At 41.4% G+C, this 26641-nt stretch carries 17 protein-coding genes; 10 read left to right on the top strand and 7 right to left on the bottom strand.

Translation table 11 applies throughout. The features are described from left to right. The first annotated feature begins 160 nt into the window (after nucleotides 1-160). The 10 genes from AC1DYB_RS09705 (at nucleotide 161) to AC1DYB_RS09660 (ending at nucleotide 19156) form a co-directional block, all read left to right on the top strand. Nucleotides 161-2896: a bifunctional YncE family protein/alkaline phosphatase family protein gene (locus tag AC1DYB_RS09705; protein WP_477434436.1), complete on the top strand. Its 2736-nt coding sequence runs from the start codon at nucleotides 161-163 to the stop codon at nucleotides 2894-2896. 420 nt (nucleotides 2897-3316) lie between these two features. Next, on the top strand, nucleotides 3317-3865 hold the full coding sequence (locus AC1DYB_RS09700) for a hypothetical protein (protein ID WP_477397802.1): 549 nt from the start codon (nucleotides 3317-3319) through the stop codon (nucleotides 3863-3865). A gap of 269 nt (nucleotides 3866-4134) precedes the next feature. After that, on the top strand, nucleotides 4135-6372 hold the full coding sequence (locus AC1DYB_RS09695) for a CRTAC1 family protein (protein WP_477397804.1): 2238 nt from the start codon (nucleotides 4135-4137) through the stop codon (nucleotides 6370-6372). Between the two features lie 86 nt (nucleotides 6373-6458). Further along, nucleotides 6459-6833, top strand: coding sequence for a hypothetical protein (locus AC1DYB_RS09690; RefSeq protein ID WP_295714678.1), 375 nt, complete (start codon nucleotides 6459-6461; stop codon nucleotides 6831-6833). A gap of 210 nt (nucleotides 6834-7043) precedes the next feature. Beyond that, nucleotides 7044-8249 carry a hypothetical protein gene (locus AC1DYB_RS09685; RefSeq protein WP_477434434.1) on the top strand — a complete coding sequence of 402 codons (1206 nt, stop codon included), beginning with the start codon at nucleotides 7044-7046 and terminating at the stop codon, nucleotides 8247-8249. Between the two features lie 101 nt (nucleotides 8250-8350). Further along, a complete protein-coding gene (locus tag AC1DYB_RS09680; RefSeq protein ID WP_477434432.1) occupies nucleotides 8351-9034 on the top strand; it encodes an SGNH/GDSL hydrolase family protein in 684 nt (227 codons plus the stop codon). A 119-nt stretch (nucleotides 9035-9153) separates the two neighbouring features. Next, entirely contained in the window at nucleotides 9154-11337 is a 2184-nt protein-coding gene (locus tag AC1DYB_RS09675; protein WP_477434430.1) for a hypothetical protein, read from the top strand. 206 nt (nucleotides 11338-11543) lie between these two features. After that, a complete protein-coding gene (locus AC1DYB_RS09670) occupies nucleotides 11544-13820 on the top strand; it encodes a GH92 family glycosyl hydrolase (RefSeq protein WP_477434428.1) in 2277 nt (758 codons plus the stop codon). A 600-nt stretch (nucleotides 13821-14420) separates the two neighbouring features. Next, nucleotides 14421-17660: a SusC/RagA family TonB-linked outer membrane protein gene (locus tag AC1DYB_RS09665; protein ID WP_477434426.1), complete on the top strand. Its 3240-nt coding sequence runs from the start codon at nucleotides 14421-14423 to the stop codon at nucleotides 17658-17660. Nucleotides 17661-17671: 11 nt separating this feature from the next. Then, entirely contained in the window at nucleotides 17672-19156 is a 1485-nt protein-coding gene (locus AC1DYB_RS09660; RefSeq protein ID WP_477434424.1) for a SusD/RagB family nutrient-binding outer membrane lipoprotein, read from the top strand. Between the two features lie 79 nt (nucleotides 19157-19235). On the opposite strand, the gene trpC is transcribed toward AC1DYB_RS09660, so the two are convergent. The 7 genes from trpC to pafA form a co-directional block, all read right to left on the bottom strand. Continuing rightward, the gene (trpC, locus tag AC1DYB_RS09655; RefSeq protein WP_477434422.1) at nucleotides 19236-20018 is read right to left on the bottom strand and encodes an indole-3-glycerol phosphate synthase TrpC; all 783 of its coding nucleotides are present in this window, start codon (nucleotides 20016-20018) and stop codon (nucleotides 19236-19238) included. A gap of 434 nt (nucleotides 20019-20452) precedes the next feature. Continuing rightward, entirely contained in the window at nucleotides 20453-21028 is a 576-nt protein-coding gene (locus AC1DYB_RS09650) for an anthranilate synthase component II (RefSeq protein ID WP_477434420.1), read from the bottom strand. Between the two features lie 100 nt (nucleotides 21029-21128). After that, the gene (locus AC1DYB_RS09645; protein WP_477434418.1) at nucleotides 21129-22538 is read right to left on the bottom strand and encodes an anthranilate synthase component I family protein; all 1410 of its coding nucleotides are present in this window, start codon (nucleotides 22536-22538) and stop codon (nucleotides 21129-21131) included. Between the two features lie 234 nt (nucleotides 22539-22772). Further along, complete coding sequence (locus tag AC1DYB_RS09640) at nucleotides 22773-23201, bottom strand: cytochrome B (RefSeq protein ID WP_295714706.1); 429 nt, start codon at nucleotides 23199-23201, stop codon at nucleotides 22773-22775. A 71-nt stretch (nucleotides 23202-23272) separates the two neighbouring features. After that, nucleotides 23273-24061, bottom strand: coding sequence for a DoxX family protein (locus AC1DYB_RS09635; RefSeq protein WP_477434416.1), 789 nt, complete (start codon nucleotides 24059-24061; stop codon nucleotides 23273-23275). A gap of 143 nt (nucleotides 24062-24204) precedes the next feature. Then, a complete protein-coding gene (locus tag AC1DYB_RS09630; RefSeq protein WP_477434414.1) occupies nucleotides 24205-24828 on the bottom strand; it encodes a thiamine phosphate synthase in 624 nt (207 codons plus the stop codon). A gap of 137 nt (nucleotides 24829-24965) precedes the next feature. Next, on the bottom strand, nucleotides 24966-26630 hold the full coding sequence (gene pafA / locus AC1DYB_RS09625; protein WP_477434412.1) for an alkaline phosphatase PafA: 1665 nt from the start codon (nucleotides 26628-26630) through the stop codon (nucleotides 24966-24968). Nucleotides 26631-26641 lie beyond the last annotated feature (11 nt).

Below are 26641 nucleotides of genomic sequence, written 5' to 3'. Positions count from 1 at the left end.
TAAATAATGATGGGCTATTTTACATGATTAATGCATTTTATGACAAAGGCCATTGTAAAATTTATAACGACAATTAGCCCGCCGTTTATTAATTTACTATTTGGTAACCTGTTTTACATGTTAATGCTATATTTTTATCAATTGCAACTATCAACAAATCATGATTAAAAGATCGTTAAAACTATATCCTATAACGCTTTGTATAATAGGTGTTTTGGCAGCATGTCATTCGGTGCCAAAAAGCCGCCCGGCTATTGATAATGAAGAGGTAAACATGCATAGTGCTTATGATGATAGTACCCTAAGCCGAAATGTTTTGCCCGTTTTAATGCCATATAACCGCATTGTTGATCCCGCAGGTAAAGTGATATCTTTTGGCGATGCTGAGGACGAAAACCATAGCATGGATGTAAGGCTTATTCCCGGCAGCGCCCGGATAGCTGTTGAAGACAGGTATGGAATTGCTGTAATAGATACCGTATCCGGCAAGGTTATCACCCGGTGGACATACAAGGCAAGCAATCAGTATAAAGGACTTTCAAGTACCTATTCGGGTTTAAAAGTGTTGAAGCTAAATAATCAAACGCAAATATTCTGGAGCGCTGCGGCGGGTAAAGGCAAAGAGTCAAAGTCGTATGTTTTCCAGGCAGTGTTTGATGGTACCACCATCAGCATTAAAAATACTTTTGATTTTAGGCCCGAAGGCGAATCGCCACTTGCCTTACCCAATGATGTAGCCATTAATAATGAGAATGGAACCAACTACCTGTACGTGGTTTTAAACGGAAATAACCAGCTGGTAAAAATAGACCTCAATACCGGTAAAACGGTATGGACCAAGCCCACAGGTGTTGCCCCTTACGGAATTGTAATTGCCAAAAACAAGGCATTTGTAACCAACTGGGCCGGCCCCGAAGCGGTGGATACCCTTACTCGTGAAACCGCAGGTGTACCTTATGGAAAAACATATATCGATCCTAAAACCGGCGCCACAGCGCTGGGCACTGTTATGGTGATAGGCCTTGCTAAAGGCGAGGTTATCAAAGAAATTCCAGTTGGTTTGCACCCCAATGCCATTATTAGCAGTGCCGATGAAGCTTTTGTTTATATCGCCAATGGCAATAGCGATATGGTTTCGGTTATATCTACCGTTTCGCTTCAAAATGTGGAGTCGATTGGTGTAAAACTGAATCCCGGCAAAAAGAGTTATATAGGCGATACTCCTAATGCATTGGCAATTGACCAATCAGGAACCACTTTGTATGTAGCCAATGGACTTGATAATGCAGTCGCTGTAGTAAAGCTGGGTTCAAAGGCATCGGGTAAGGGTGCTGCAAATAGCGAGGTAAGGGGATTTATTCCTACAGAAGCTTATCCGGGCGGCCTTGCAATAAGCGATCATACTTTGTTTGTTACCAACCTGGAAGGCGAGGGCGCACGCGTAAGCAGTAAAGAAATAAATAAAGCAGGCATTGATGCTGAAGTAGGCAATAACCCGGAGGCTACTTATAATTCCCACCATCAAAAGGCAACGGTATCTATAATTCCTTTACCCGATGATAAGCAGCTGCAGCAATACACAAAAAAGGTAAAAGATCTTAGCTTAAGCTTTAGGCAGGAAATTGCACAGCTGCTGCCGCGTAAAAATATTGCACCGCGCCCCATTCCGGAACGTATTGGCGAGCCATCTGTTTTTAAACATGTATTATACATCATCAAAGAGAACCGTACTTACGACCAGGTTTTAGGTGATATGCCAGAAGGTAACGGGAGGAAATCGCTTTGTATTTATGGCGATAGCATTACACCAAACCAGCACAACATTGCACGCAATTTTTTACTGCTCGATAATTATTATGCATCGGGCAAATGCTCGGCCGAGGGGCACCAGTGGACGGATGCCGCCATGGTTACCGACTATGTTGAAAAAAGCGTTCGTTCATGGTTCAGAAGTTACCCGCACGTGCAGGAGGATGCATTGGTTTATGATGGCAATGGCTTTATATGGAACAACGCTGCCGACCATGGAAAAACGGTGAGAATATATGGAGAGGCCTGCCAGCCGCATTTTGATAATAAACTCACCTGGACGGATATTTACAACGATTACATGGCTGGTAAACCTTTTAAATTTACCAATACCAGCACCATATCGCGGGTAAGGCCCATGTTGTCGCAAAATTTTCCGGGATCTGATGAGCACCGGATCAATGAGCAGTTAAGGGCATCAACTTTTATTAAAGAAATTAATGATTATGAAAAACAGCCCGGCGATCAATTACCTAATTTAATGGTTATCGCCCTGTCGTCAGATCATACGGTTGGTACAAGGCCGGGCATGCCAACGCCCGAAGCTATGGTAGCCGACAATGACCTGGCGCTTGGCCGGATTGTGGAAGCGGTATCAAAAAGCAGGTTTTGGAAAAATACAGTAATTTTTGTTACTGAGGATGATTCCCAGGCTGGCTGGGATCACGTATCGGCATATCGTACCACTGGTTTTGTGATAAGTCCTTATAGTCGTTTGCAGGGCAAGGTATCTAAAAACTACAACCAAACCTGCATAGTGCGCTCTATTGAGCAAATTTTAGGCTTACCACCGATGAATATTATAGATGCTACAGCTTTACCTATGTTTGATTGCTTTACAAGCAAGCCGGCGGACTACACTTATAAAAGTTTGAAAAATAAAATTCCTATTAACACTATTAATCCAAAACTAGCCTCTTTAAAGGGTGCGGCCCTGCATTTCGCCAAGCTATCATCATTGCCCGAGTATGATCATATTGATGGAGGAAACGATGATGTATTGAACCGGATATTATGGTATGCAGCTACTAAAGGTAAAAAAGCTTACCCCGCAAAACTGGCAGGTAAGGATAGCGATGATGATTGATTTTAGGTAATAAAGCAAGGCGCTCCGTTTGGCATCAGATATTTTGTAAATAAATAATACACGGGCCAAGCATCGGCCCGTTTCAATACAGAAATCGCGTTTTAAATATCTGTATGGAAAATTTTGGCTAAAGTCCCTTTTTGTTCCTTTTCTGCCGTCCCATAAATGGGGCGGCAATGAACCTTTCGCTACTTTAAATAGGATCGGTCCTTAATCATTGCCGTTGGGCTTTAGCCAACGGTTAAATTGGCGGAAATCAGTTAAGGCTTTAGCCAAAAAATATTCATGGATTTTTAAAAGCGATTTCCCTGCCCCATTTCAACTTACAGGCTATGTTACAATGCAATATTTATAGCTGAACTTATTTTGATTTATAAATAATAAACCTCATATTTATAAATCAATACCTAAAAGCCCAACTTGAAGAAGTTTATTGCATTGCTGTTACTTAATATTCACTTCCTAAATATAGGAGGTCAGTTGGCAGTGCACCAGTATTTGGTTTATAAAACCGATAAATACTACAATCATCAGATAAGTAAAGGGTTGTATAATATTAAAGATCTTACAGAAATAGCCATTCCTGTTAATTTGCCGAATATTCATGACTGGAAAAACTTTGAGAACATAGCCGGTCAGATCCAGTTTGGTAATAACAGTTACAACTATGTAAAAATGAAAATTACCCGGACTGCCATTCACCTCATGTGCATTCCTAATTACGAAACTACCCGCCCGGTTGATAATAATGTACTTAATGCCAAAAAGGTTAAGGATATACCGGTATCTCAAAAAGATCATGTTCCGTATGGCAAAATAGTAATGATGGATAACCTTAGCTTATCCTTTGTACAATTTGAGTTTAATTGCCCCATAAAAAAATTGCAAAAGAACGTGGTACAGCCTGTACAGCGTTTAGTTCATTATCATCAGGACATTCCTGAGCAACCACCTAAAGTTTCCTGCTAATTCTCTCCTTATTTAGACCACTAAAGGCATACCTGGTAGGTATTGTTGAATGTGTTTATCTGCAGTTTTTTGTATCCCGGTTGGGCAACTGCAAATAAATTGAATCATTCGCTTAATAATCAGGCATCCCTTTAATCAGCTTTAATTTGTTATGATGCTTTGTTTTTCAGGGCATCAGGCTTCGGCAGGTTTAAATACAAATTTATTTATCAAAACTAAAGTGGCATAATTCCCTGCAGGTTTACCTGTAGCGGCAAAAAGACAATCAAATGAAATTTAAAATAATATTGGCTTCAGTGCTCGTTGTAGCGCTTGGCTTCACCATAATAGCATCCAGTCAAACCTCTTCGCATGAAGAGATGATACAATTACTAAAAGCAATTAACCAAAAGAATAATACTATTTTAAATCCATTTAACCCCGAACGTAAAATTGAGTATTGTGATTCTGTACTCAAAATAGGGATTAATAACCAGGATTCATATTTATGGGCTTCAAAGGCCTCGCTTCTGCTGATGAAAGGGAAGGAAGAGCAAGCTGTTGATATTTACGAAAATATATTGAGCAAGCTGGATTTCATGCCAACAGATGCTGTTTTTTCTGAATCAGGCATCGCTTATATGCGCCTCGGCGAGCGCAGCAACTGTATGCTTAACCATACCGGTTCTTCCTGCATTTTCCCTATTAAAAATGATGGGGTTCATAAAATCCAGACTGGCTCCAGAAAAGCCATTGAAACCTACAAAACTATTTTAAAGATTCACCCGGATGACCTGGAATCAAAATGGCTGATTAATATTGCCTATATGACTTTGGGCGAATACCCGGTAAAGGTGCCCAAAAATTTGTTGATCCCCGGCTTAAATGCCGATAGTGTTGCAGGCGTAAAACCATTTAAAGATATTGCTGCAAGCCTTGGTATTAATGTTAATGGCCGGGCCGGTGGCGTTGCTATTGATGATTTTAATAATGATGGATACCTGGATATCATCACATCCGGATGGGATTTGAGCGACCCTATGCATTACTTTCAGAACAACAAGGATGGTACATTTACAGATCGTACCGAACAAAGCGGCTTAACCGGTATAACAGGCGGATTAAATATTCAACAAACAGACTTCAATAATGATGGTAACATAGATCTTTTTGTGTTAAGGGGAGCCTGGCTTACCAGGGGTTTTGGAAATCAGCCAAGCTCGCTGTTACGCAATAATGGCGATGGTACTTTTACAGACGTTACTATACCAAGCGGCTTGCTTTTCTTCCATCCAACCCAAACAGCCACCTGGGCCGATTTTAATAATGACGGCTGGCTTGATGTTTTTGTTGGTACCGAAACCTCAACCCAGGTACTTGATGCCAATTCATCTACCTGTGCATTGTATATTAATAACCACAACGGCACATTTACCAATGTTACAAAAACGGCCCATTGCGATATTGTATCATTTGTAAAGGGTGTTACCTCTGCCGATTATAATAATGATGGTTACCCTGATATATTTATTTCGACCATGACCGGTAATAAGTATCTGCTCAAAAATAAAGGTATAAAGGGCGGTGGTGTCGATTTTGAAGATGTTACCGACAAAGCTGGAATTGGCAGCAATAAGGAACGAACATTTACAACCTGGTTTTATGATTATAACAATGATGGCTGGCAGGATATTATTGTAAGCGATTATCAGTTTGAGCGCTCCCTGGGATACTATAGTGCATCCCAGGCATTGGGCCGCCCTGTTGCAAATGCGGGTAATGTATTCTTATACAAAAACAACCAGGATGGTACTTTTACTAATGTAACCAAAGAGGCGGGATTAGATAAAGTAGTGTACAGTATGGGGGGCAACTTTGGCGATATTGACAACGATGGCTACCTGGATATGTATTTTGGAACGGGTAATCCCGATTTCAGGTCGTTGGTGCCTAACAAGATGTTTAAGAATGTTGGCGGTAAAAAGTTTGTTGATATCACCACATCGTCTCGCCTGGGTAATTTGCAGAAAGGACACGGTATTGCATTTGCCGATTTGAGAAACACCGGCAGGCAGGATATTTTTGCCGAAATGGGAGGAGCCTATATCGGCGATTCGTACACCAGTTCTTTATACCTTAATCCCGAAACCAATGATAATAATTGGATAAGTTTAAAGCTGGATGGGGTAAAAGCCAATAAAGCTGCCATCGGGAGCCATATTAAACTAACCTTTACAGAAAACGGCGTTAAAAGAAGCGTGTATAAAGATGTAAATTCAGGAGGCAGTTTTGGTGCATCTCCGTTAAGGCAGGAAATGGGAATAGGGCAAGCCAAAATAATTGATGAAATTGAAATAAAATGGGCCGGAAGTGGCACCGTTCAATATTTTAAAAATGTATTACCCAATCAGTTTTTACACATCACCGAAGGGGTAGATCAATTTAAAGTAAATCAGCTTGCTAAATTAACGTTTATCGATAAGAAGGATATGTCGCTTTGTATGCCTATGACAGCGAAAATGAAGTAAGTGTTGGCTGTATTTAAAGTTGAATACAAACATTCTTTAATATCTAATTAAAATCAGCTACATTTATAGTAAAATAAACTTAGACGATGAAAAAACTATTATTACTATGCTGCATGTTAATTGGGTTAACAACAGCAAGTTTCGCGCAAAAAATGGCTGCAACCAAGCCAGAAGAAAAAGCGATGGAACTACAAAAAAAATTAAAACTTACTGATCCTCAATGCAAAAAAGTTGCTGCCATTTACCAGGAGTCATCAGAAAAATTTGAAAAGATAAAAGAAGCTAATAAAGGTGATAACGCCAAAATGGTGGTTGCTATTGAGCCGTTGCGTACTGCTACCATAAAAAAGATCAAGGGTGTTTTAACACCAAAACAGGCTGCAAAATATGATGCACTTGTAAAAGGTTCAAAAAACGCCGGCGGTAATGGCTGGAGTGACGGCTGGAGTGCAAGCAAATAAGTTTAAGGTATTTGAACCAAACTTTGTTACTATCATTAAACACAAATCCCCCGGATGAAAGTCCGGGGGATTTGTGTTTTAATCAAAAGTCGGTTGTAATAATCCCCGGTTGTTAAGTTATTGTTAATTGAATGTGTTTTTAATGCTAAAAGATAATATGCAAAAGGTATTTATTATCAGTAGCTTTAATATATCCAATTATAAATTTCCATGATCAGGCACGTGAATGTATTGTATACATTGTTGCTGATCTTTACACTGACAACAGTTTATGGCCAGGGCAAAGATCAACGGCTGTGCTTTGAGTTTTACCAGGGAACTTTTAATTGTGGAATTGATAGCAACGTGTTGGTTAAGGTTCCTGTACAATTAACACCACAGTTGGTAAAAGCCTTTTATGCCGAAGTAAATGCCGGTAATTATAAACCCTTAATGGATTCATTAACCGCCTATAAGCAAAGGAGTAATTTAAACGATTGGCTTTACTACCAGCTTATCCGGAAGGTGGCCCAGCAAATTAGTCCTAAGGAAGTTAATTATAGCAGGTATACATTGTATAAGTGGTTTTTGCTGGCTAAGTCGGGATATGATGCGCGGCTGGCTTTAACTTCCAATAAGGTGATATTTTATGTGTTTAATGATGAAAAGGTAGAAGACATTCCGTTTTTTGATGTGGATAACAAGAGGTACGTATGCTTAAATTATCATGATTATGCCCATGCCGATCTACACCAGGATCCGCCCATTCCTGTAAACGTAGATATTCCGGAAGCCGTAAATGCTTTTTCATACAATGTAGAAAAGATGCCCGACTTTAAACCCGAAGATTACTTTGAAAAAGAATTGCAGTTTACCTACCGCCACAAAGTGTATTATTTTAATATAAAACTGAACAGAGAGGTAGAGGCCATTTTTAAAAACTACCCGGTGGTTGATTTTGGATCGTATTTTAATATTCCGCTAAGCAAAGAAACCTATGGTTCGCTGATCCCGATGTTGAAAAAAAACATGAAGGGGATGAATGAAAAGAAAGGTGTGGATTATTTAATGCGGTTTACACGCTATGCTTTTTTATATGAAACCGATGAGGAAAACTTCGGGAAAGAAAAACGGCTGTCGCCCGAAGAAACGTTGTTTGAAAAATATAGCGATTGTGATGACAGGGCCGCTTTGTTTTTTTACCTGGTTAAAGAAATTTACAATTTGCCCATGATAGCGCTTTTGTACCCCACACATATTACTATGGCTGTACAGTTTGATAAGCCAGTTGGCAGCCCTATAGTTTACAAGGGGCAGATCTATTCGCTTTGCGAGCCTACGCCGCAAAAAGAAAACCTGGCAATAGGGCAGGTGTCAGCAAAACTAAAAGGTAAACCCTATGAAGTGGTTTATCAATACATCCCCACAGTAAAATAAACTGCGTGAAAATAGTATGGATTATTTAACCATCGCTGTGTTTAAATAATCCATATTATGTAGATACATAATTTATTATATTTGGGCTGATGTAGATCACCATGAAAGCATTATTCCTCAAAATCTCCTTACTGATTATTGGCCTGATTCCATCCATAGTCCTTGCCCAAACCCAACTCATTAAAAATCTTTGTGCAGGTAAAAAACAAACATTGGTGGTATATGGCACCAGTTTAACGGCTGGTGAGGGCGGTCGTGCCTGGGTTGATTCGGTGAACGCTGGATTAAATAAAAAATATGGCAACAACTTAACCGTGATCAATGCGGCAAAAAGCGCCATGTGGTCGGGTTGGGGTGTGCAGCACCTGGATGATAGTGTGATTAGCAAAAAGCCCGATGCTGTGTTGATAGAGTTTGGGATGAATGACGCTTATTTACCTTATAAAACATCGGTGGCATTGGCCCGGCTTAACCTAAACTATATGATTGACAGGATTAGGTTGTATAATCCCGGCTGCGGAGTGATTTTACAGGTGATGAATATCGCCATTAACAAGCATGCCGAGGCCCGGCCAAACCTACTTGCCTATTACCAGGTGTACAGGGAGGTAGCTAAGCAAAAGAAAATATTGTTAATTGATCACTATCCCCATTGGCAGCAAATTCTTAACCAGGGGGAGGGCGCTTATCTTAAATATGTGCCCGATGGCATCCATCCAAGTGTGCAAAGCACAAAGGCTATTATAGCCCCATATGTATTACAAAAGTTAGCCGAAGGGCGTTGAATGGAATTTCTGTAATTATAATGATATAAAGCTATATTCAGTTGTAATAATTTACTATCTATGTGTGCCGGCAAGCTACCTGTTGATGCCGGTAACGTTATTTACCATTAAAACCACTTATGAAAAACATTTTACTTGCAAGTTGCTTAATCGTTTTAGCCGTTGCCGCTTATGCGCAAAAAACGACGCCCTTATCACCACTAAAAGAAAAAACAGCTTTCCAAACAGGGAGTCCCTGGATGCCCGAGATTGACGTGCGAAGCGACATCGCCATTGTTTATGGCACTAACGACCGGCCGGGCATGACGTTTGAGCAACGTGTACAATCATGGCGCGACCACGGCTATCAAACCAATTTTATGACAGGTATAGCCTGGGGTGATTACAAAGATTACTTTTTGGGTAAGTGGGATGGTAAAAATCACCTGGGGGTAGGGCAGGTAACACAAAAAGGCGATACCATTTTTCATGGTAAGGATATGCCTTATGTAGTGCCCGATGCCTCATTCATTGAGTACATGAAAACTGCCGTGATCAAGAGGGTGATTGACGTAGGTATTACCAATATATTTTTGGAGGAACCCGAGTTTTGGGCGCGCGCAGGTTATAGCGCGGGCTTTAAAGCGCAATGGCAAACCTATTACGGCTTTCCATGGAAACCGCAGGATGCATCGGCAGAGAATACCTATTTATCAAGCAAATTAAAGTATCACTTGTATTACGATGCCATAAAGCAGGTTTCATCATACGCCAAGGCCTATGGCAAAAGCAAGGGTTTAAACATAAAAGTATTTATTGCTACACATTCGCTGGTCAATTATTCGTCATGGCAGATTGTGAGCCCCGAAGCCAGCCTGGCCTCGCTGCCCGGTATTGACGGCTACATAGCGCAGGTGTGGACCGGTACCTCGCGCGAACCAACTTATTTTAACGGTTTGCAAAAGGAGCGCGTATTTGAAAACGCCTACCTGGAGTACGGTTCAATGGTATCTATGACGGCGCCAACGGGTCGCAAAATGTTTTTTTTGACCGATCCGATTGAAGACCGGCAGCGCGACTGGAGCGATTACAAGCGCAATTACCAGGCTACATTTACCGCTAAATTATTGTATCCAACTGTATCTGATTATGAAGTGATGCCATGGCCCGAGCGCATTTACACCCATCCCTATAAAGTGGCTGGGAGTAATGAAAAGGTGCTGATTCCGCAATATTACTCTACCCAAATGCAGATCATGGTGAATGCCTTGAATAGCATGCCTGCATCGGTTAACAAGGTAACCGGCGTAAATGGTATAGGCGTATTGATGAGCAATACGCTCATGTTTCAGCGTTTCCCTACCCATAACGGGTTCCAAGATCCGCAGTTCTCCAATTTTTATGGGCAAACCCTGCCCCTGCTAAAGCGTGGGGTACCGGTGCAAACCGTGCATATGGAAAACCTGGGTTACGCGGCATCGTTAAAAAATATAAAAGTTTTGGTGCTGAGTTACTCCAATATGAAGCCTGTTTCGGCAGATGTGCATGTGCAATTAGCGGCCTGGGTAAAACAGGGGGGAGCTTTAATTTATTGCGGTCGCGATGATGATCCCTATCAATCTGTGATGGAATGGTGGAATACCAAAGGCAATAAATTCAGCGCGCCATCTCAACATTTATTTAAACTGCTTGGTGTAACCCCAACCGGCAATGACGGGCAATTTAAAGTGGGCAAAGGGGCTGTATATGTTTTAAGGCAAAACCCCAAAGAATATGTTTTATCCGCTGATAAAGACAGTGATTACATCAACGTTGTAAAACAGGCTTATGAAAAAGATGCCCATGCTGGCAACCTGGTTTTTAAAAATAGTTTATATCTGGAACGTGGTCCTTATGATATTGCATCGGTGTTAGATGAAAACGCCGATAGCAAGCCATTGACTATAAAAGGCCCAGTTATTGATCTTTTTGATCCTCAATTACCTGTACTGGCCGAAAAGATTATTAACCCCGGCGAGCAGGCTTTGCTGTATAACCTAAGCCGTGTGCCCAATAAAAAACTACCCCAGGTTTTAACATCAGCATCAAGGATATATAGCGAAAATGTGACCGGCTCAAGCTATTCCTTTGTGGCAAAAAGCCCTATAAAAACGCTGAATAGTGTACGCGTGTTGCTTCCCGGCGAGCCAAAGGAAACTTTAGTTACCGATAGCAGGGGCCAGGCAGTTACCGATGTTAAAACATCATGGGATAAATCATCAAATACGCTTTACCTGGGTTTTGCCAACAGCCCGGATGGGGTAACTGTTAATTTGAAATGGTAAGTTTATTGCTGCAAAAAATTTAGGTTCTCATTAAATATAATTGCAAAAGTTTGTTGATACAGTGTATATTGCATTGTTTGGTTAAACGTTTTAGCACTACTGTAAATCAACGCTTTAGTAATTTTAGATGAGCTATTAGGAGTTGCCCTGAAAGGGTAATCAACGCCCGATAGTTTCATCGCCCTTTAAAAAACAATTTTTTATCAATGAAAAAACTATTCCTCCTGGCGTTTGCCTTTTTACCGGTAGCAGTTTTGGCGCAAGAAAAAATAGCGTCGCCGGTTGATCTGATTAACCCGCTTATGGGTACGGCTTCCAAGCCTTCACTCTCCAATGGTAATACTTACCCGGCAATAGCATTGCCCTGGGGTATGAATTTCTGGACCCCGCAAACCGGTAAAATGGGCGATGGCTGGCAATATACCTATGATGCCGATAAGATATTAGGCTTTAAGCAAACCCACCAGCCTTCACCATGGATGAATGATTATGGCATGTTCTCCATCTTCCCGGAAACAGGTAAGTTAAAATTGAACGAGAAAGAACGCGCCAGCTGGTTCTCGCACAAGGCCGAAATTGTGAAACCATATTACTACAGTGTTTACCTTGCTGATTATGATGTAACCACCGAGATTACGCCGACAGAGCGGGCAGCCAGTTTCAGGTTCACTTTTCCAAAAAGCGATAGTTCACATATTGTAATAGATGCTTTTGATAAGGGATCATATGTGAAGATTATTCCGGGGGAGCAAAAGATAGTGGGTTATAGCACCAAAAACAGTGGCGCTGTACCTGCCAATTTTAAAAACTACTTTGTTATTTATGTAGATAAGCCTTTCGCGCTGGCTTCGGCATGGCATGATTGGAAAAAGGATAATGGCTCATTAGAGTATACCGGCGACCATGCAGGCGCTGTTATCACCCTTAAAACAGCTAAAGGCGAGCAAGTGCACCTAAAGGTAGCATCCTCATTTGTAAGCATCGAACAGGCAGAAATTAACCTGAAACGCGAGCTGGCCAATGATGATTTTGCGGTTACCGAGCAAAAGGCAAAAGATACCTGGAATAAAACATTAAGCAGGTTAAATGTAGAAGGCGGAACTATTGATCAAACTAAAACATTTTACTCCAGCTTATACAGGATGCTTTTCTTCCCCAACAAAATGTATGAGGTAAATGAAAAAGGCGAGAATATACATTACAGTCCTTTTAATGGCAAAGTAATGCCGGGTTACCTGTTTGCCGGTACAGGCTTTTGGGATACCTTCAGGGCGTTGTATCCTTTCCTTAACCTGGTTTACCCGTCTATCAATAAAGAAATGCAGGAAGGCCTGATCAACGATTACAAAGAAGGTGGATGGCTGCCGGAGTGGTCAAGCCCGGGTTATGCTGATTGTATGATCGGTAACAACTCTGCATCGGTAGTATCTGAAGCCTACCTTAAAGGCATGCGTGGATATGATATCGAAACTTTATACCAGGCCCTTAAGCATGGTGCCAATAATGAAGGCCCTAATGCTACCGGCCGTCGTGGAGTGCAATATTATAACACATTGGGTTATGTGCCTTACAACGTAAAAATAAATGAGAATGCTGCCCGTACCCTGGAGTATGCTTATGATGATTTTGCCATTTACCAGTTAGGAAAAGCCCTGGGCAAACCAAAATCAGAGATAGAGGTATACAAAAAACGCAGCCAGAACTACCGCAATATTTTTGATCCGGAAACCAAGCTGATGCGCGGTAAAAATCAGGATGGTACATTTGAAACCCCGTTCAATCCGTTTAAATGGGGCGATGCGTTTACCGAAGGCAATAGCTGGCACTACAGCTGGGGTGTATTTCATGATATACAGGGCTTAATAAACCTGATGGGGGGCAAGCAGCAGTTTGTTGCCAAATTAGATTCGGTGTTTACTATGCCACCAACGTTTGATGATAGCTATTATGGCGGCGTAATTCATGAGATCCGCGAGATGCAGATAGCCAACATGGGCCAGTACGCGCACGGTAACCAGCCTATACAGCACATGATATACCTTTATAACCATGCAGGTCAGCCATGGAAAACCCAGTATTGGGCACGCGAAACCATGAACAAACTGTACAAAGCTACTCCCGACGGTTATTGCGGCGATGAGGATAATGGCCAAACATCGGCCTGGTACATCTTCTCGGCAATGGGCTTTTACCCGGTTACACCTGCCAGTGATCAATATGTATTGGGAGCGCCATTGTTTAAAAAGGTAACCATCAATTTAGAGAATGGTAAAACCATCACCATTAATGCTTCAAATAACAGTGCTGATAACAAGTATGTGAATAGCCTGAGCATTGATGGTAAGCCATATACCAACAACTGGGTAAGCCATAAGGCTTTATTAAACGGTGCTGAGTTGAATTTTGATATGATTGCGACACCAAATAAGGTGCGTGGTACAAAGGATGCAGACGTGCCTTATTCCATGAGCAACGAAAAATAGTTGCCTGTATTATTATTTACTAATTGCCAGGGGCTTGTTTAATAACAAGCCCCTTTTTTATTGCCTGTTATTTATTAGTTTTTTTTGGTTTGTAACATTTTAGTTGCTTTTAGAGAAATATGTATTAAATAATAACATTTAATTTAATACATACTTAACGATAACCTGTTTTTTGTTTCAGTTTTAATTATTTTTTATCCGGGTAAAATATCAGGCGGATGCATTGGATGCATTAATTGAGACATCTTTTTGCAAAAAGTATTTTTGAAGTAAAACTTTTTGATATTTATAATTCGTTTATTCTTAGTTAATTGAATTTTTTTTTCATAGATTAGTATAAAAATAAGCGGGGAAAATGCCTCGCGCATTTTCCCCGCCCTAATTAACTTTTAACTGTCTTATTATTAACTAAATGTTTTTTAGTTACGGAATTAGAACGTGCAAAAGAACAAAATATTTTATTATCGCAGCCTAAAAATATTCCCTGTGGTTAATAATATTTATGTAAAGGAAACGTTACACATATTAATTGATTTTATTATAAATCTCCTGTAGGTTTATTTCTTCTAAGTTTTAACCAATAACTAATCTATATTATTCATGAAAAAAAGTCTACTCACGACTTTGTGCATTTTGTTGCTTGCTATATCACAGCTATATGCACAAAACCATACCGTAACTGGCAAGGTTACGGCCAAAGAAGATGGTTTGCCAATACCCGGAGTAACGGTGAAAATTCAGGGAACTAATACGGGTGTTCAAACCAGTGCCGATGGAAAGTATTCCTTATCGGTAACCCCAGGTGCAGTTTTATCATTCAGCTTTATCGGCTACGTTACTCAATTAATACCGGCAAACGGCACTACGCTAAATGTGGTATTGATTCCTACAAGTCAGCAACTTGGTGAAGTGGTGGTAACCGGTGCGCTGGGTATTACCAGGACGCGTAACCAGCAATCATACGCGGCTCAGCAGGTAACCGGTGAAGAGGTCAGCAAAACACGCTCATCAAACTTTGTTAACGGTTTATCTGGTAAAGTTGCAGGTTTGGAAATACGCCAGAACAACGCGCTTGGTGCATCAACCAATGTTATTTTACGGGGGGTGAAATCCATTACCGGGAATAACCAGGCACTTTTTGTTATTGACGGTGTACCGGTTAATAACAGCAACAATAACAGTGCTTCTCAGCAGGCTGGTGATGGTGGTTATGATTATGGTAGCCCATCGTCGGATATTAACCCGGATGATATTGAAGCTGTTACTGTTTTGAAAGGTGCAGCGGCAAGCGCGCTGTATGGTTCACGGGGCAGCAACGGCGTTATTTTAATAACTACTAAAAAAGGCAAAAAAGGTTTAGGTATAACAGTTAACAGCAGCGTTAGTGTTGGTTCTGTAGATAAATCAACCTTTGCAAAATATCAACACAGTTATGGTGCAGGTTACGGTAACTATTATAATGACCCAACGGGTTACTTCTTTTATGGAGACGTAAATGGTGATGGAAAATCGGATTTGGTTACCCCAACAACAGAAGATGCCTCATACGGCGCTAAATTTGATCCAAAGCTGATGGTTTATCAGTGGGATGCTTTTGATAAAACGTCGCCCAACTTTGGTAAAGCTACTCCATGGGTAGCGGCAAAAAACGACCCTACTTCGTTCTTTGTTCACCCGGTTTCAAATAACCAAAGCATCCTGATCACTAACGGAGGCGACCAGGGAACATTTAAGTTAGGTTATACCAGGAATATTGAAAATGGCATCATCCCTAACAGCAGCATTAAAAAGAACCAGGTAGACTTAGGAGCGACCTACAACGTTACGCCTAAATTAACAGTTGGTGGCGCCGTTAACTTCTATAATATTAATGGACTTGGCCGGCCGGGTACTGGTTATGATGGTGCCGCCGCCAGGAACGTAATGACCAACCTAAGGCAATGGTGGGAAGTAAACAACGATGTACAGGCTTTGAAGGCTGCCTATGAAAGAACAGGAAAAAACGTTACCTGGAACTACGCAGATCCATTAAATGGCAATTTAACCCCCATATTTTGGGATAACCCCTATTATGTACGTTACCAAAACTTTGAAAGCGATACCCGTAACAGGTATATTGGAAATGTTAACGCGGTTTATAAGCCAGTTAGCTGGTTAACTATTACCGGCCGGGTTTCGTTAGATTCTTATACAGAGTTAGATGAAGAGCGTAAAAATGTAAGTAGCGTGGGTGTACCATATTACTCAAGAACCAACAGATCATTTACCGAAACCAATTATGATTTGTTAGCTAATATTGATAAAAACATTTCAAAATCTTTCAACCTGAAAGCGTTATTAGGAACAAATATCAGGAAGGAAAACACCCAGAATATTTTTGCTACAACTAATGGTGGATTATTTGTTCCGGGAGTATACTCTATATCCAACTCCCTGAACGCTCCAAACGCGCCTACAGAATATAAAGGACTTAGAGAGGTTGATGGTGTTTTTGCAGGGGCAACACTTACTTACAACAATTTAATTACCCTGGATGCAACCATCAGAAGAGATAAGTCATCAACATTGCCAGAGGCCAACAATACTTATTATTATCCTTCGGTAGCGGGTGGTTTCATTTTCTCTGAATTGTTAAAAGATTACAAATGGTTATCATACGGTAAAATAAGGGCCAACTACGCGCAGGTAGGTGCAGATGCACCTGTTTATAGTGTAAATGATACCTATACTGTACTTCCTCCATTTGGTTCAATTCCGCAGGCCATAGTAAAAACAACCAAAAACAACCCGAATTTAAAACCGGAACGTACCAGGAGTGCTGAGGTTGGTTTGGAATTATCATTCTTTAACAGCCGTTTAGGGTTTGATGGTAGCTACTATCATACATCAACCTTTGATGAAATATTGCCGGTTAACGTATCAACCGCAACGGGTTATTCATTTAACTACTTAAACGCGGGAACGGTAGTAAATAAAGGTATCGAGTTATCATTAAATGGCACTCCGTTCCGTACAAATGATTTCAGTTGGAAAATGACCGTTAACTTTACCAAGAATATAAGTAAGGTTACTGAGCTGTTTAAAGATGATCAGGGTCAGGAAGCTAAAAACCTTGAGCTGAACAGTTTCCAGGGTGGTGTATCTATAAATGCCAGCTTAAACCAACCTTTTGGTATGATACGCGGTACCGATTTTATATATGACAAAAGCGGGCAAAAGGTAGTTGGCGCCAACGGGCAGTATCTGCAAAGCGGCCCTAACGCAAATATCGGCAACTCAAATCCTAAATGGGCAGGCGGTATCAACAACAGCTTTACCTATAAAGGGTTTAACCTAAGTTTCTTAATTGATATTCGTAAAGGTGGTTCTGTATTTTCAACAGATATGTACTACGGGTTAGCTACCGGGCTATATCCTGAAACAGTTTATACCAATGATTTAGGCAACCCCGTACGTAATACACTTGCTAACGGTGGTGGGTTTATCAGGCCTGGTGTAACTGAAGCTGGGCAGCCAAACACTGTACGTGTAAGTGCAAGTAACTATGGCGCTTTTGGTTATGCACGTTTACCAGACAAGGCGTTTGTGTATGATGCTGGTTACATCAAATTAAGAGAGGCCCTTATCGGATACTCTTTACCTCAAAAAACGGTATCAAGCCTGGGCCCTATCAAAGAAGTAACCTTTCAGTTGATTGGACGAAACCTTTGGATAATACATAAAAATTTACCTTATGCAGATCCTGAGGAAGGCTTAACATCCGGAAACCTGCAAGGTTACCAGGTAGGCGCCTATCCAACCACACGTACACTATCACTGAATTTGAAACTACGTTTTTAAGGAAAAGAATTATGAAAAAATATATAGGTTTATTTTTACTGACGTCGATACTATTCTCGGCCTGTAAAAAGGATATTGCGAGTCTGAATAACGACCCAAAGAATCCGGTACTTGTTCCTTCTTATGCATTGTTTACAAATGCCGAAAGAACATTAGCCAGCACGATGACATCATCAAATGTTAACCTAAACATATTTCGTTTAGTTGAGCAGCAGTGGCAGGAAACCACATATACGGATGAAAGTAATTACGATATTACTACCCGCCCTATTCCTGATAATTTATGGAATGCCATGTACAGGGATGTGCTTTATAATTTAGAGCGGGCAAAAACGCTGATTCCAACGGATGTAACAGGTGTTGATGTACAAAAAAATGAATTAGCTACTGCCGATATTTTGCAGGTATACACTTATTATTACCTCTTAACTACTTTTGGTAATATCCCTTATACCGATGCCTTGGATATTAAAAAAACTTTTCCAAGGTTTGACGATGCCCAAACTGTTTATAACAGCTTGCTAACCCGTTTAGATGCGGATATTGCCGCATTAAAAACCGGGGCTTCCGGATTTGGCGCTGCCGACGTAATATACGGTGGTGACATTACTGCCTGGAAGAAATTTGCAGCTACACTTAAACTTAAAATGGGCATCACTATGGTTGATGTGGATAACGCGAAAGCCAAATCCGTTATTGAATCCGCAATTGCCACTGGTGTATTTACTTCAAATTCCGATAACGCTAAATTTACATTTGTAGCAAGCCCGCCAAATACCAACCCTATATGGGTTGACCTGGTACAGAGTGCAAGGCAGGATTTTGTTGGCAACAGCACAATAATGGACCTATTGCAACCTGTTAATCCCAATGGGACACCTAAATATCCTGCTGATCCAAGGCTTCCATACTTCTTTACAGTTAACACCGATGGTCAGTACGCCGGTGCCAATCCTGGTGAAAGTGCCACATTTAGCTTATTCTCAAAACCATCCGGTCCATTGTTGGTAAAAGGCTCTATTGGCTCAATTACCAATCCTGATTTTCCGGCTACATTATTGGATTATGCAGAAACTGAATTTAACCTTGCGGAAGCGGCATCAAGAGGTTATGCAGTTGCCGGTACTGTTGCCGGTCATTACAACGCCGGCGTTACTGCTTCAGTAACCGACTGGGGTGCAACAGCTGGTGCGGCGGCAACTTACCTGTTGCAGCCAAATGTTGCTTTTGCTACTGCAGCAGGCAGTAATAATTTGCAAAAAATTGCTGTTCAAAAATACCTTGCTTTATATAACCGCGGTTGGGATGCATGGATAGAAACCCGGAGACTGGATTATCCGGTACTCTTAGCCCCCGAAACTGCGCAGACTGCTTTTCCTGTTCGTTTTACCTATCCTGTTAATGAACAAAATGTGAACCAGGTTAATTATGATAAAGCGGCGGCTGCCATTGGTGGCGATAAGGTAACTACCAAATTATTCTTTGATAAGCATTAATTAGTATAATCGCTCAAACAAAAAGAGGGAGTTGCCGGTGGCAATTCCCTCTTTTTGTTTGATGTGTTATGAATGATCTTTACAACTGCGCTACAAAATCGCGCATGGCTTGTCCCGGATCCTCTTGCTTCATAAAAGTTTCGCCAATTAAAAAGCCATTATAGCCTTCCAGTTTAAGGTGTCTTATGGTTTCAGGATCACTGATGGCGCTTTCTGATATTTTCATGAACTCGGCAGGGATGTGTTTGGCCAGTTGGTAGGATGTTTCTACAGAAACGGAAAAGTCGGCCAGGTTGCGGTTGTTTACACCAATAGCATCTAAATTGGGGTGAATGCTGCGCTCCAGCTCTTCCTGGTTATGTACCTCTAATAAAACATTCAGGCCGATACTTTTAGCCAGCGTGGCCAGCTTATCAATTTCGGCAGGAGTAAGTATAGCGGCTATCAGCAAAATAATATCGGCGCCTAATGATTTGGCTTCTATTACCTGGTATTCATCGATCATGAAATCCTTACGTAAAACCGGGATACTGTTTACTGACCGGGCTCTCTTGAGGTCGGCTTTGCGGCCCATAAAAAAATCACGGTCGGTTAAAACAGAGAGCGCTGAGGCGCCCGCTGCCGCGTAATCAGTTGTTACCTTGCTAACCCTCACCTTATCGTTTATAATGCCCTTTGAAGGCGATTTACGCTTAAATTCGGCAATTATACCGGTACGTGCAGGGTCAAGCAAAAACTCTTTGAACGAATAAGTTTCCCTATGGAAATATTCAGATTCTTCCAGTTCAACATATGAAGCGCGCTTTTTAGCGTGCGCTACTTCCCTTTTTTTATTGGCAACTATTTTATCAAGTATCGTCATGTATAAATACTAAGAACGTCATTGCGAGGTACGAAGCAATCTCTATGCTTTACAGGGTAACTATGCAAGTTGATCTGCATTTGCAGAGATTGCTTCGTACCTCGCAATGACGGGTTTGTTAATGTAAGTTCATTTTAAAGTGGCCTGCCATCCTGTGCCTCTCGAAGGGCCGCGTGCATAGGCCTTTGCCCACATGCTTCGACAAGCTACCCTGACGTATTTGCTAAAGCCCCTTTTGTCATCCTGAGGAACGAAGGATCTACTCTCCACCATGTGTATTCGCCCTGTACAGTCTACGAATAGATCCTTCACTGCGTTCAGGATGACAAACCTTTAAAAATGTTATCTCTCCATCACCGTTTCGCGAAATTTTTCCCCTCGCGATAACAGTTTGTTAATGTCATTGTTAACACAAAGTTATCATTATCCGTCAATTACCGGGTTAGCCAGTTCTGCATTATTTCTTTTCCGTACTCAGTTAATATTGATTCCGGATGAAATTGGACCCCTCTTACATCATATTCCCGGTGAGATAATGCCATGATGGAATTATCGGCCTCATCAATTGCCGTAACCTTTAATACATCGGGCAAACCATCGCTGCTTACTACCCATGAATGGTAACGGCCAACCTTAAAAGTATCGGGTAAGCCTTGAAATAATTCTTCCTGGCCATCAATAACTTTTATAGGTGTTGCAATGCCATGCATCGGCTGACTAAGATTGTACAGGCTGCCACCAAAAACTTCGGCGATAGCCTGCTGGCCCAAACAAACACCAAAAATGCTCTTTGTAGGCGCGTATTTTTTGATCACATCCAACAGTAGTCCCGCCTCTGAAGGTATACCAGGGCCCGGCGACAGGATTATCTTGTCATAAGCATCCACATCTTCAATGGCAAATTTATCATTTCTCCAAACTTCGCATTGCAGGCCAAGTTCGTTAACCAAATGCACCAGGTTGTAGGTGAAGGAATCGTAATTGTCTATAATTAATATTTTGTTGTTCATTTCTTTAATCCTTAAAAGGAAATTATATATGCTAATTCTAAATCACTCCGGGTGCGCTAAATACTAAATCCGAAATCGAAAATCCGAATTCCGAAATATTTTACAGCTCCTCGGCCAGTTCAACAGCCCGTCTTAAGGCTGCTATCTTATTATCAACTTCTTTTAATTCGCTTTCGGCTATGGAGCCCGCAACGATGCCCGCCCCGGCCTGGTAATGGAGGGTATTATTTTTACTCAGGAATGAGCGGATCATGATGGCATGGTTAAATTCGCCATTGAAACCCATATAGCCTATGGCGCCGCTATAAAAACTACGTTTCTCTTTTTCGTTCTCATCAATAAGTTCCATGGCCCGGTATTTTGGGGCTCCACTGAGTGTACCTGCAGGGTAAGTATCGGCAACTATCTTAAAGGATGATACACCCGGTAAAAGCTTGCCGCTTACATGTGATACCAAATGGATAAGGTGCGAATAGTATTGTACTTCTTTAAAAGCTTTAACCTCTACCTTCTCGCAATGCCTGCTAAGGTCATTACGGGCCAAATCTACCAGCATGACATGCTCGGCAGATTCCTTGGGGTCGTTCTCCAGGTTGCGGGCTATCTCGGCATCTTTTTCATCGTCGCCGCTGCGCTTAAAGGTTCCGGCTATGGGGAATATACTGGCCACGTTGTTTTTTATGGTGATCTGCGCTTCGGGCGATGATCCAAAGATCCTGAAATCGCCGAAATCAAAATAGAACAAATAAGGCGATGGGTTAATGGAGCGCAAGGCCCGGTAAACGTTAAATTCATCACCTTGGAAAGTACGCGAGAAGGCTCTTGACGGTACTATCTGGAAAACATCGCCCCTGAAAATATGCTGCTTCATTTTTTCAACAATGGCGATAAACTCCTCGTTGGTAAGGTTTGATTGTTCGGCAGCGCTGCTTTTAAAGCTGTATTCGGGGAAGTTTTTATTTTTAATCAGATATTCCAGTTTCTCGATACCGCCGTTTGTTGGGCCGCCTTCGGCCTGGTTATGGAAAATATACAGCTCGTTCTTGAAATGATCAACGGCTATAATGTAGCGGTAAATATGATATTGCATCACCGGTATCTGTCGGCTTACATCATCGCTTTGCTTTAGTTTAATGGTCTCGAAATGTTCAACAGCCTCGTGTGTAAAATAACCAAACAAACCATTTGAAATTATTTTAAGCGGATTGGCATCAGTTTCAAAACTGTCAATAAATTGGTTAAGCTGATCTATCAGCTCAAATGTGCCCGCCTCATGGCTCTCCTGGCTACCATCAGGGTACTGTTTTTTAAGGATACCATTGTTAAGCACCAGGCCGGCAATGGGTTCGCAGCAAATGTAACTTAAACTGTTTTCGCGGCTGTGATAATCAGAGCTTTCCAGCAACAGCGAATTAGGGAATACATCGCGAAGGCGCAGGTAAATACTTACCGGGGTGGTGGTATCGGCAAGCAGCTTTTTATGGGTGGTGGTTATTTTAAATTTGCTCATGTTATGTTTTCAAAAAATATATAATAAAAAAACCCGGCGAATTGGGGTCGCCGGGTTTCCTACTTAGGTTTACAATTGATTAGATTTATCTCTGACCAAAAACGTATCCGGCTGCCAAATTTAATTGGTGCCACCAGCTGTTTTTATGTGAGTTTTTAATCATCGAGGTCACAAATTTATAAAGAAAAATGAATTATCAAATTTTTTTAGAAACTATTTATTTGCTAAATCCTATTAGCTACGTGGAATAAGTATAATACTCACCAAAATAATTAACAAAGCGATAAAATATAAGATAGCAATAATCTTATGCTTGCCTTCGGCAGTAGCTGCTTTTTTAGATTTGCTGTGGCCAATGGTGATTAAAACGATAGCTATTATCATCATAACCCAATGTTCAACAGTAAAATAACGGCTCACGGGATTTTTCATCGTATCGCTGGTGAACTGCACAAGCGGACTAACAAAATAAAGTACTATGCCAATAAGCAATTGTGTGTGTGCCGATATCAGCGCGAATAAATTGAGCTTGCGAATGCCATTGGTGTAAGGCTTTTGACCTATCCAGCCAATTAATGCGCCAATAATGGCTGCTAATATTAATGCCAGTACAATATACCTGAAACCGGAATGAAGATGTTGTAAAAAGCTATAAGCTGTCATGCTATGGAAATTTTTTTGTGAATATACAATAAAAGCAAAACAGCTAAAACAGGTACAGCGGATTTGACTAATTACTGACCCGTTCCATTTTTTCGGGGCTTACATGTGCCGGCAATTAAAAATGCTATACCACTAAAGCCCAGGGCTTCAAAAACGCTGGTCCACTCATTACCGTTGCCGCTATGCGGATCAGCGATGGCACGTGGTATATGGAGCAGGATAAGCCATAAAAAGAGGGCTATGCCTAATAAAGTAGCGGCTAACTTTACTTTTTTCCCGAGTACGATAGCCGTGCCTGCTGCTATAAGGGCGACGCCGGCAAAGTATGTCCAAAATAAATGAAAGGGGATCCATGCTGGTACAAGCGTTGCTACAAATGTGGGGTAAACAAAGTGCATGATGCCAAAAACAATCATGGTGGTTGCAAAAAGGTAAGGGCCTGTAGGTCTTAGTTTTTCGGTTACCACATCAATGCCGCTTATTTTATGGGTGGGGAGTGATGTAGCCATAATAAAAGTGCCGCCACAAAGGGCCAGCATTTTAAAAGCATCGGTCCAACCACCCAGGTTATTTAAATTGTGTTTGATGTTATAGGGAATATGAAAAAGTATCAGCATCAGTAATAAAGATGCTCCCAAATAATCGGCCACTACATGGGCATTGATACCCGCTATGATAGCTATGGATATTAAGATAAGTAAGATGCTCGCAACGCACATGCAAAAAGTGCTTTGCCCAATAAACGCTGGCTCTGGTGGCATAATCACCGGCCTGAAACCGGTGTAAATAAATTGTTGTACGGCAATTGCAATGAGCGAAAAGGCAAAGAATGCCCGCCACACTTTATTATAGGTTTCCATAAGATTTGGAATGAGGTTTATAGAGATTTTATAATGCAATTTACAAAATTCGTAGCCTAAATTTATCTTACAGGTAAAAATATTAGCAAATAAGGTGCTGCATTGCCCTATTTATTTTGTTTGGCGAACAAAATTGAATTTTATTAAAAAATGCTTCTGTAAAATTCTTTCACCATGGCAGCAGGATTGAGTGAAAGATTGATAGCTGATGAAACGGCTATACCATAAATGCCGGTTTTAAGCAATTGCTCCACATCTGTTAATTGTATCCCGCCTACGGCAATTACAGGAATATCAACAGGTTGTTTTTCAAGCAGGCGATAGCCTTCATAACCTAATAATGGGAAATCATTGAGCTTGGTATCTGTATGTGCAAACGGCCCATATCCACAATAATCAACCACTCCCAGTTTTTGTATTTTTAACAGATCAACCGCGTTTGTAGCCGATGTACCCAACGTTTTATCTTCACCTATTACCTTACGAATGGTTACCAGATCGGCATCAAAATCTTCTATGTGTACGCCCTGGGCATCAACCCTGTCAAGCAGATCATAATGGTTAGTGATAATGAGTGTGGCCCCCCAATCATCGCAAATAACAGCCAGGTCATTTATTTCATCTATCAGCTCGTCATCAGATTTTGTCATGCAACGGTATTGTATCCAATTGGCACCAGCGGCGCAAGCTATCTCTACCTGTTCTGTATGGCTGCGGTTTGCCATGTCTTGTGTTAGATAATGAAATTTGGAAATGTATTTTTTCATTTTCGATGTGGTGTAGGGGTGGATATTTTGCCTTGTTGCTATGAATTGAAAACTAAAATAGAGACGCAAATATGCGCCTCTATGTTTTATATATGAATACGAAATAGCCCCGCACCTTGTTGCGGGGCATCCGTAACTTATTTTATTACTTCGCTAATGGTTTTGCCAATGTTGCCATCAGGTGCCTGAATGTGCAGCAATGAGGCTACGGTTGGGGCAATATCTGTCATATGCGTTTGGCGGGTTAGGCTGCCATGGTTAATACCCCAGCCCATAAATACCAACGGGATATGTGTATCATAAGGTGCCCAGGTGCCATGTGTGGTACCGGTTGTTCCATGGCCTGAAAAATATCCGGGCTTTAACACTACCTGGATAGCGCCACTGTGCTCGGCACTATAACCGTTTATAATGCGGGTACGCAAATCCTCCGGAATAGTTGCCGCATTTACTCTTTGCATATCAACTGCAAATTGCACGTCCGGTTGTTTTTGCAGGTATTGGATACAATCAAACTTAATAGCATCCTCATTTAAACCAGCTTTTTTAATGGCCGCATTATTAAAGTTAACCTGGTAATTATCCATGCTGATCACCAGCTTATCAACCTTGTATTTATCGTTCAATAAGGCGTTCATTTCTTTTTGGGCCAGGCCATCATCCCATGTGCCTGCCGGGATCTTATGATCAAGCAGGAAATTTGGGTTGTGGGCAGCTCCATGATCGGCAGTTAAAAATACCGTGTAATTACCTTTGCCTACAGTAGCATCAAGGTAGGTAAAAAATGAAGCTATGTCGCGGTCAAGTCTCAGGTAAGTATCCTCGATTTCAACGGAGTTGGGACCAAACTGATGGCCAACATAATCTGTAGATGAAAGGCTGATAGCTAAAAAGTCGGTAACGGTATTTTTGCCCAGTTGCTCGCTTTCAACAGCTGCTTTAGCCAAATCAAGCGTCATGGAGTTACCGTAAGGAGTTGAGCGGATCATGCCTAAACGACCTTTATACAATTCAGAAGTTTTAACAGGCATGGTTGGCGCATCCATTCCGGCAAATTTGCCTTCGTATTTGCTGCTGTTATCCGGTGCGCTTTGCAGGTATGTTGCTATCGGATAAAGGGTGTTCCAATCCTGTTTCAAATATTTTTCGGGGATCTTTTGATCGTTGAACTTTTTAACCCAGGCAGGCAGATCTGTCATGTAATAGGTGCTGCTTATCCAGTTACCGCTTGCATCATCAAACCAATAGGCCGCGTTTGCCGAGTGGCCTGCCGGTAAAATACCACCACGATCTTTCAAAGCAATACCAATAACTTTTGAGCGGAAATTGGTAGCTAATCTTAATTCATCAGTAACCGTGCTCACCAGCAAATTGCGGGGCGACATCTGGCCGGCTTTTGAGGTGCTGCCAACCGCAGTAACCGTACTATCATCGGTACAGTACATTGATTTACCTGTTGCCTGTACAATAAAATCGTTACCTGCAATGCCGTGTATAGCCGGTACCGAGCCCGTGTAGATACAAGTATGGCCCGCGGCGGTTACCGTTGGTATATAATCAATATTGGTGTTTTCGCAGGTGTAGCCTTCGTTCAGCATGCGTTTAAATCCGCCGGTTTGGTAACGGTCATAGTAGCGGTAAAGGTAATCCCAGCGCATTTGGTCAACCACCAAGCCAACAACCAGTTTAGGGCGGGGTACTGAGGTATTAGATGGGGCAGGTACAACGGCTTTTCTTTTTTGTGCCGATGCAGAAACAGTTACTATAGATAAGGAAATAAGCAGCAGATGTTTAAACTTCATTTTTATTTTAC

It is taken from the genome of Mucilaginibacter sp. P2_A4 (genome assembly GCF_056405015.1).
Note: the sequence above shows the minus strand (reverse complement) of the source record. Positions and strands in the feature narration are given on the sequence as shown.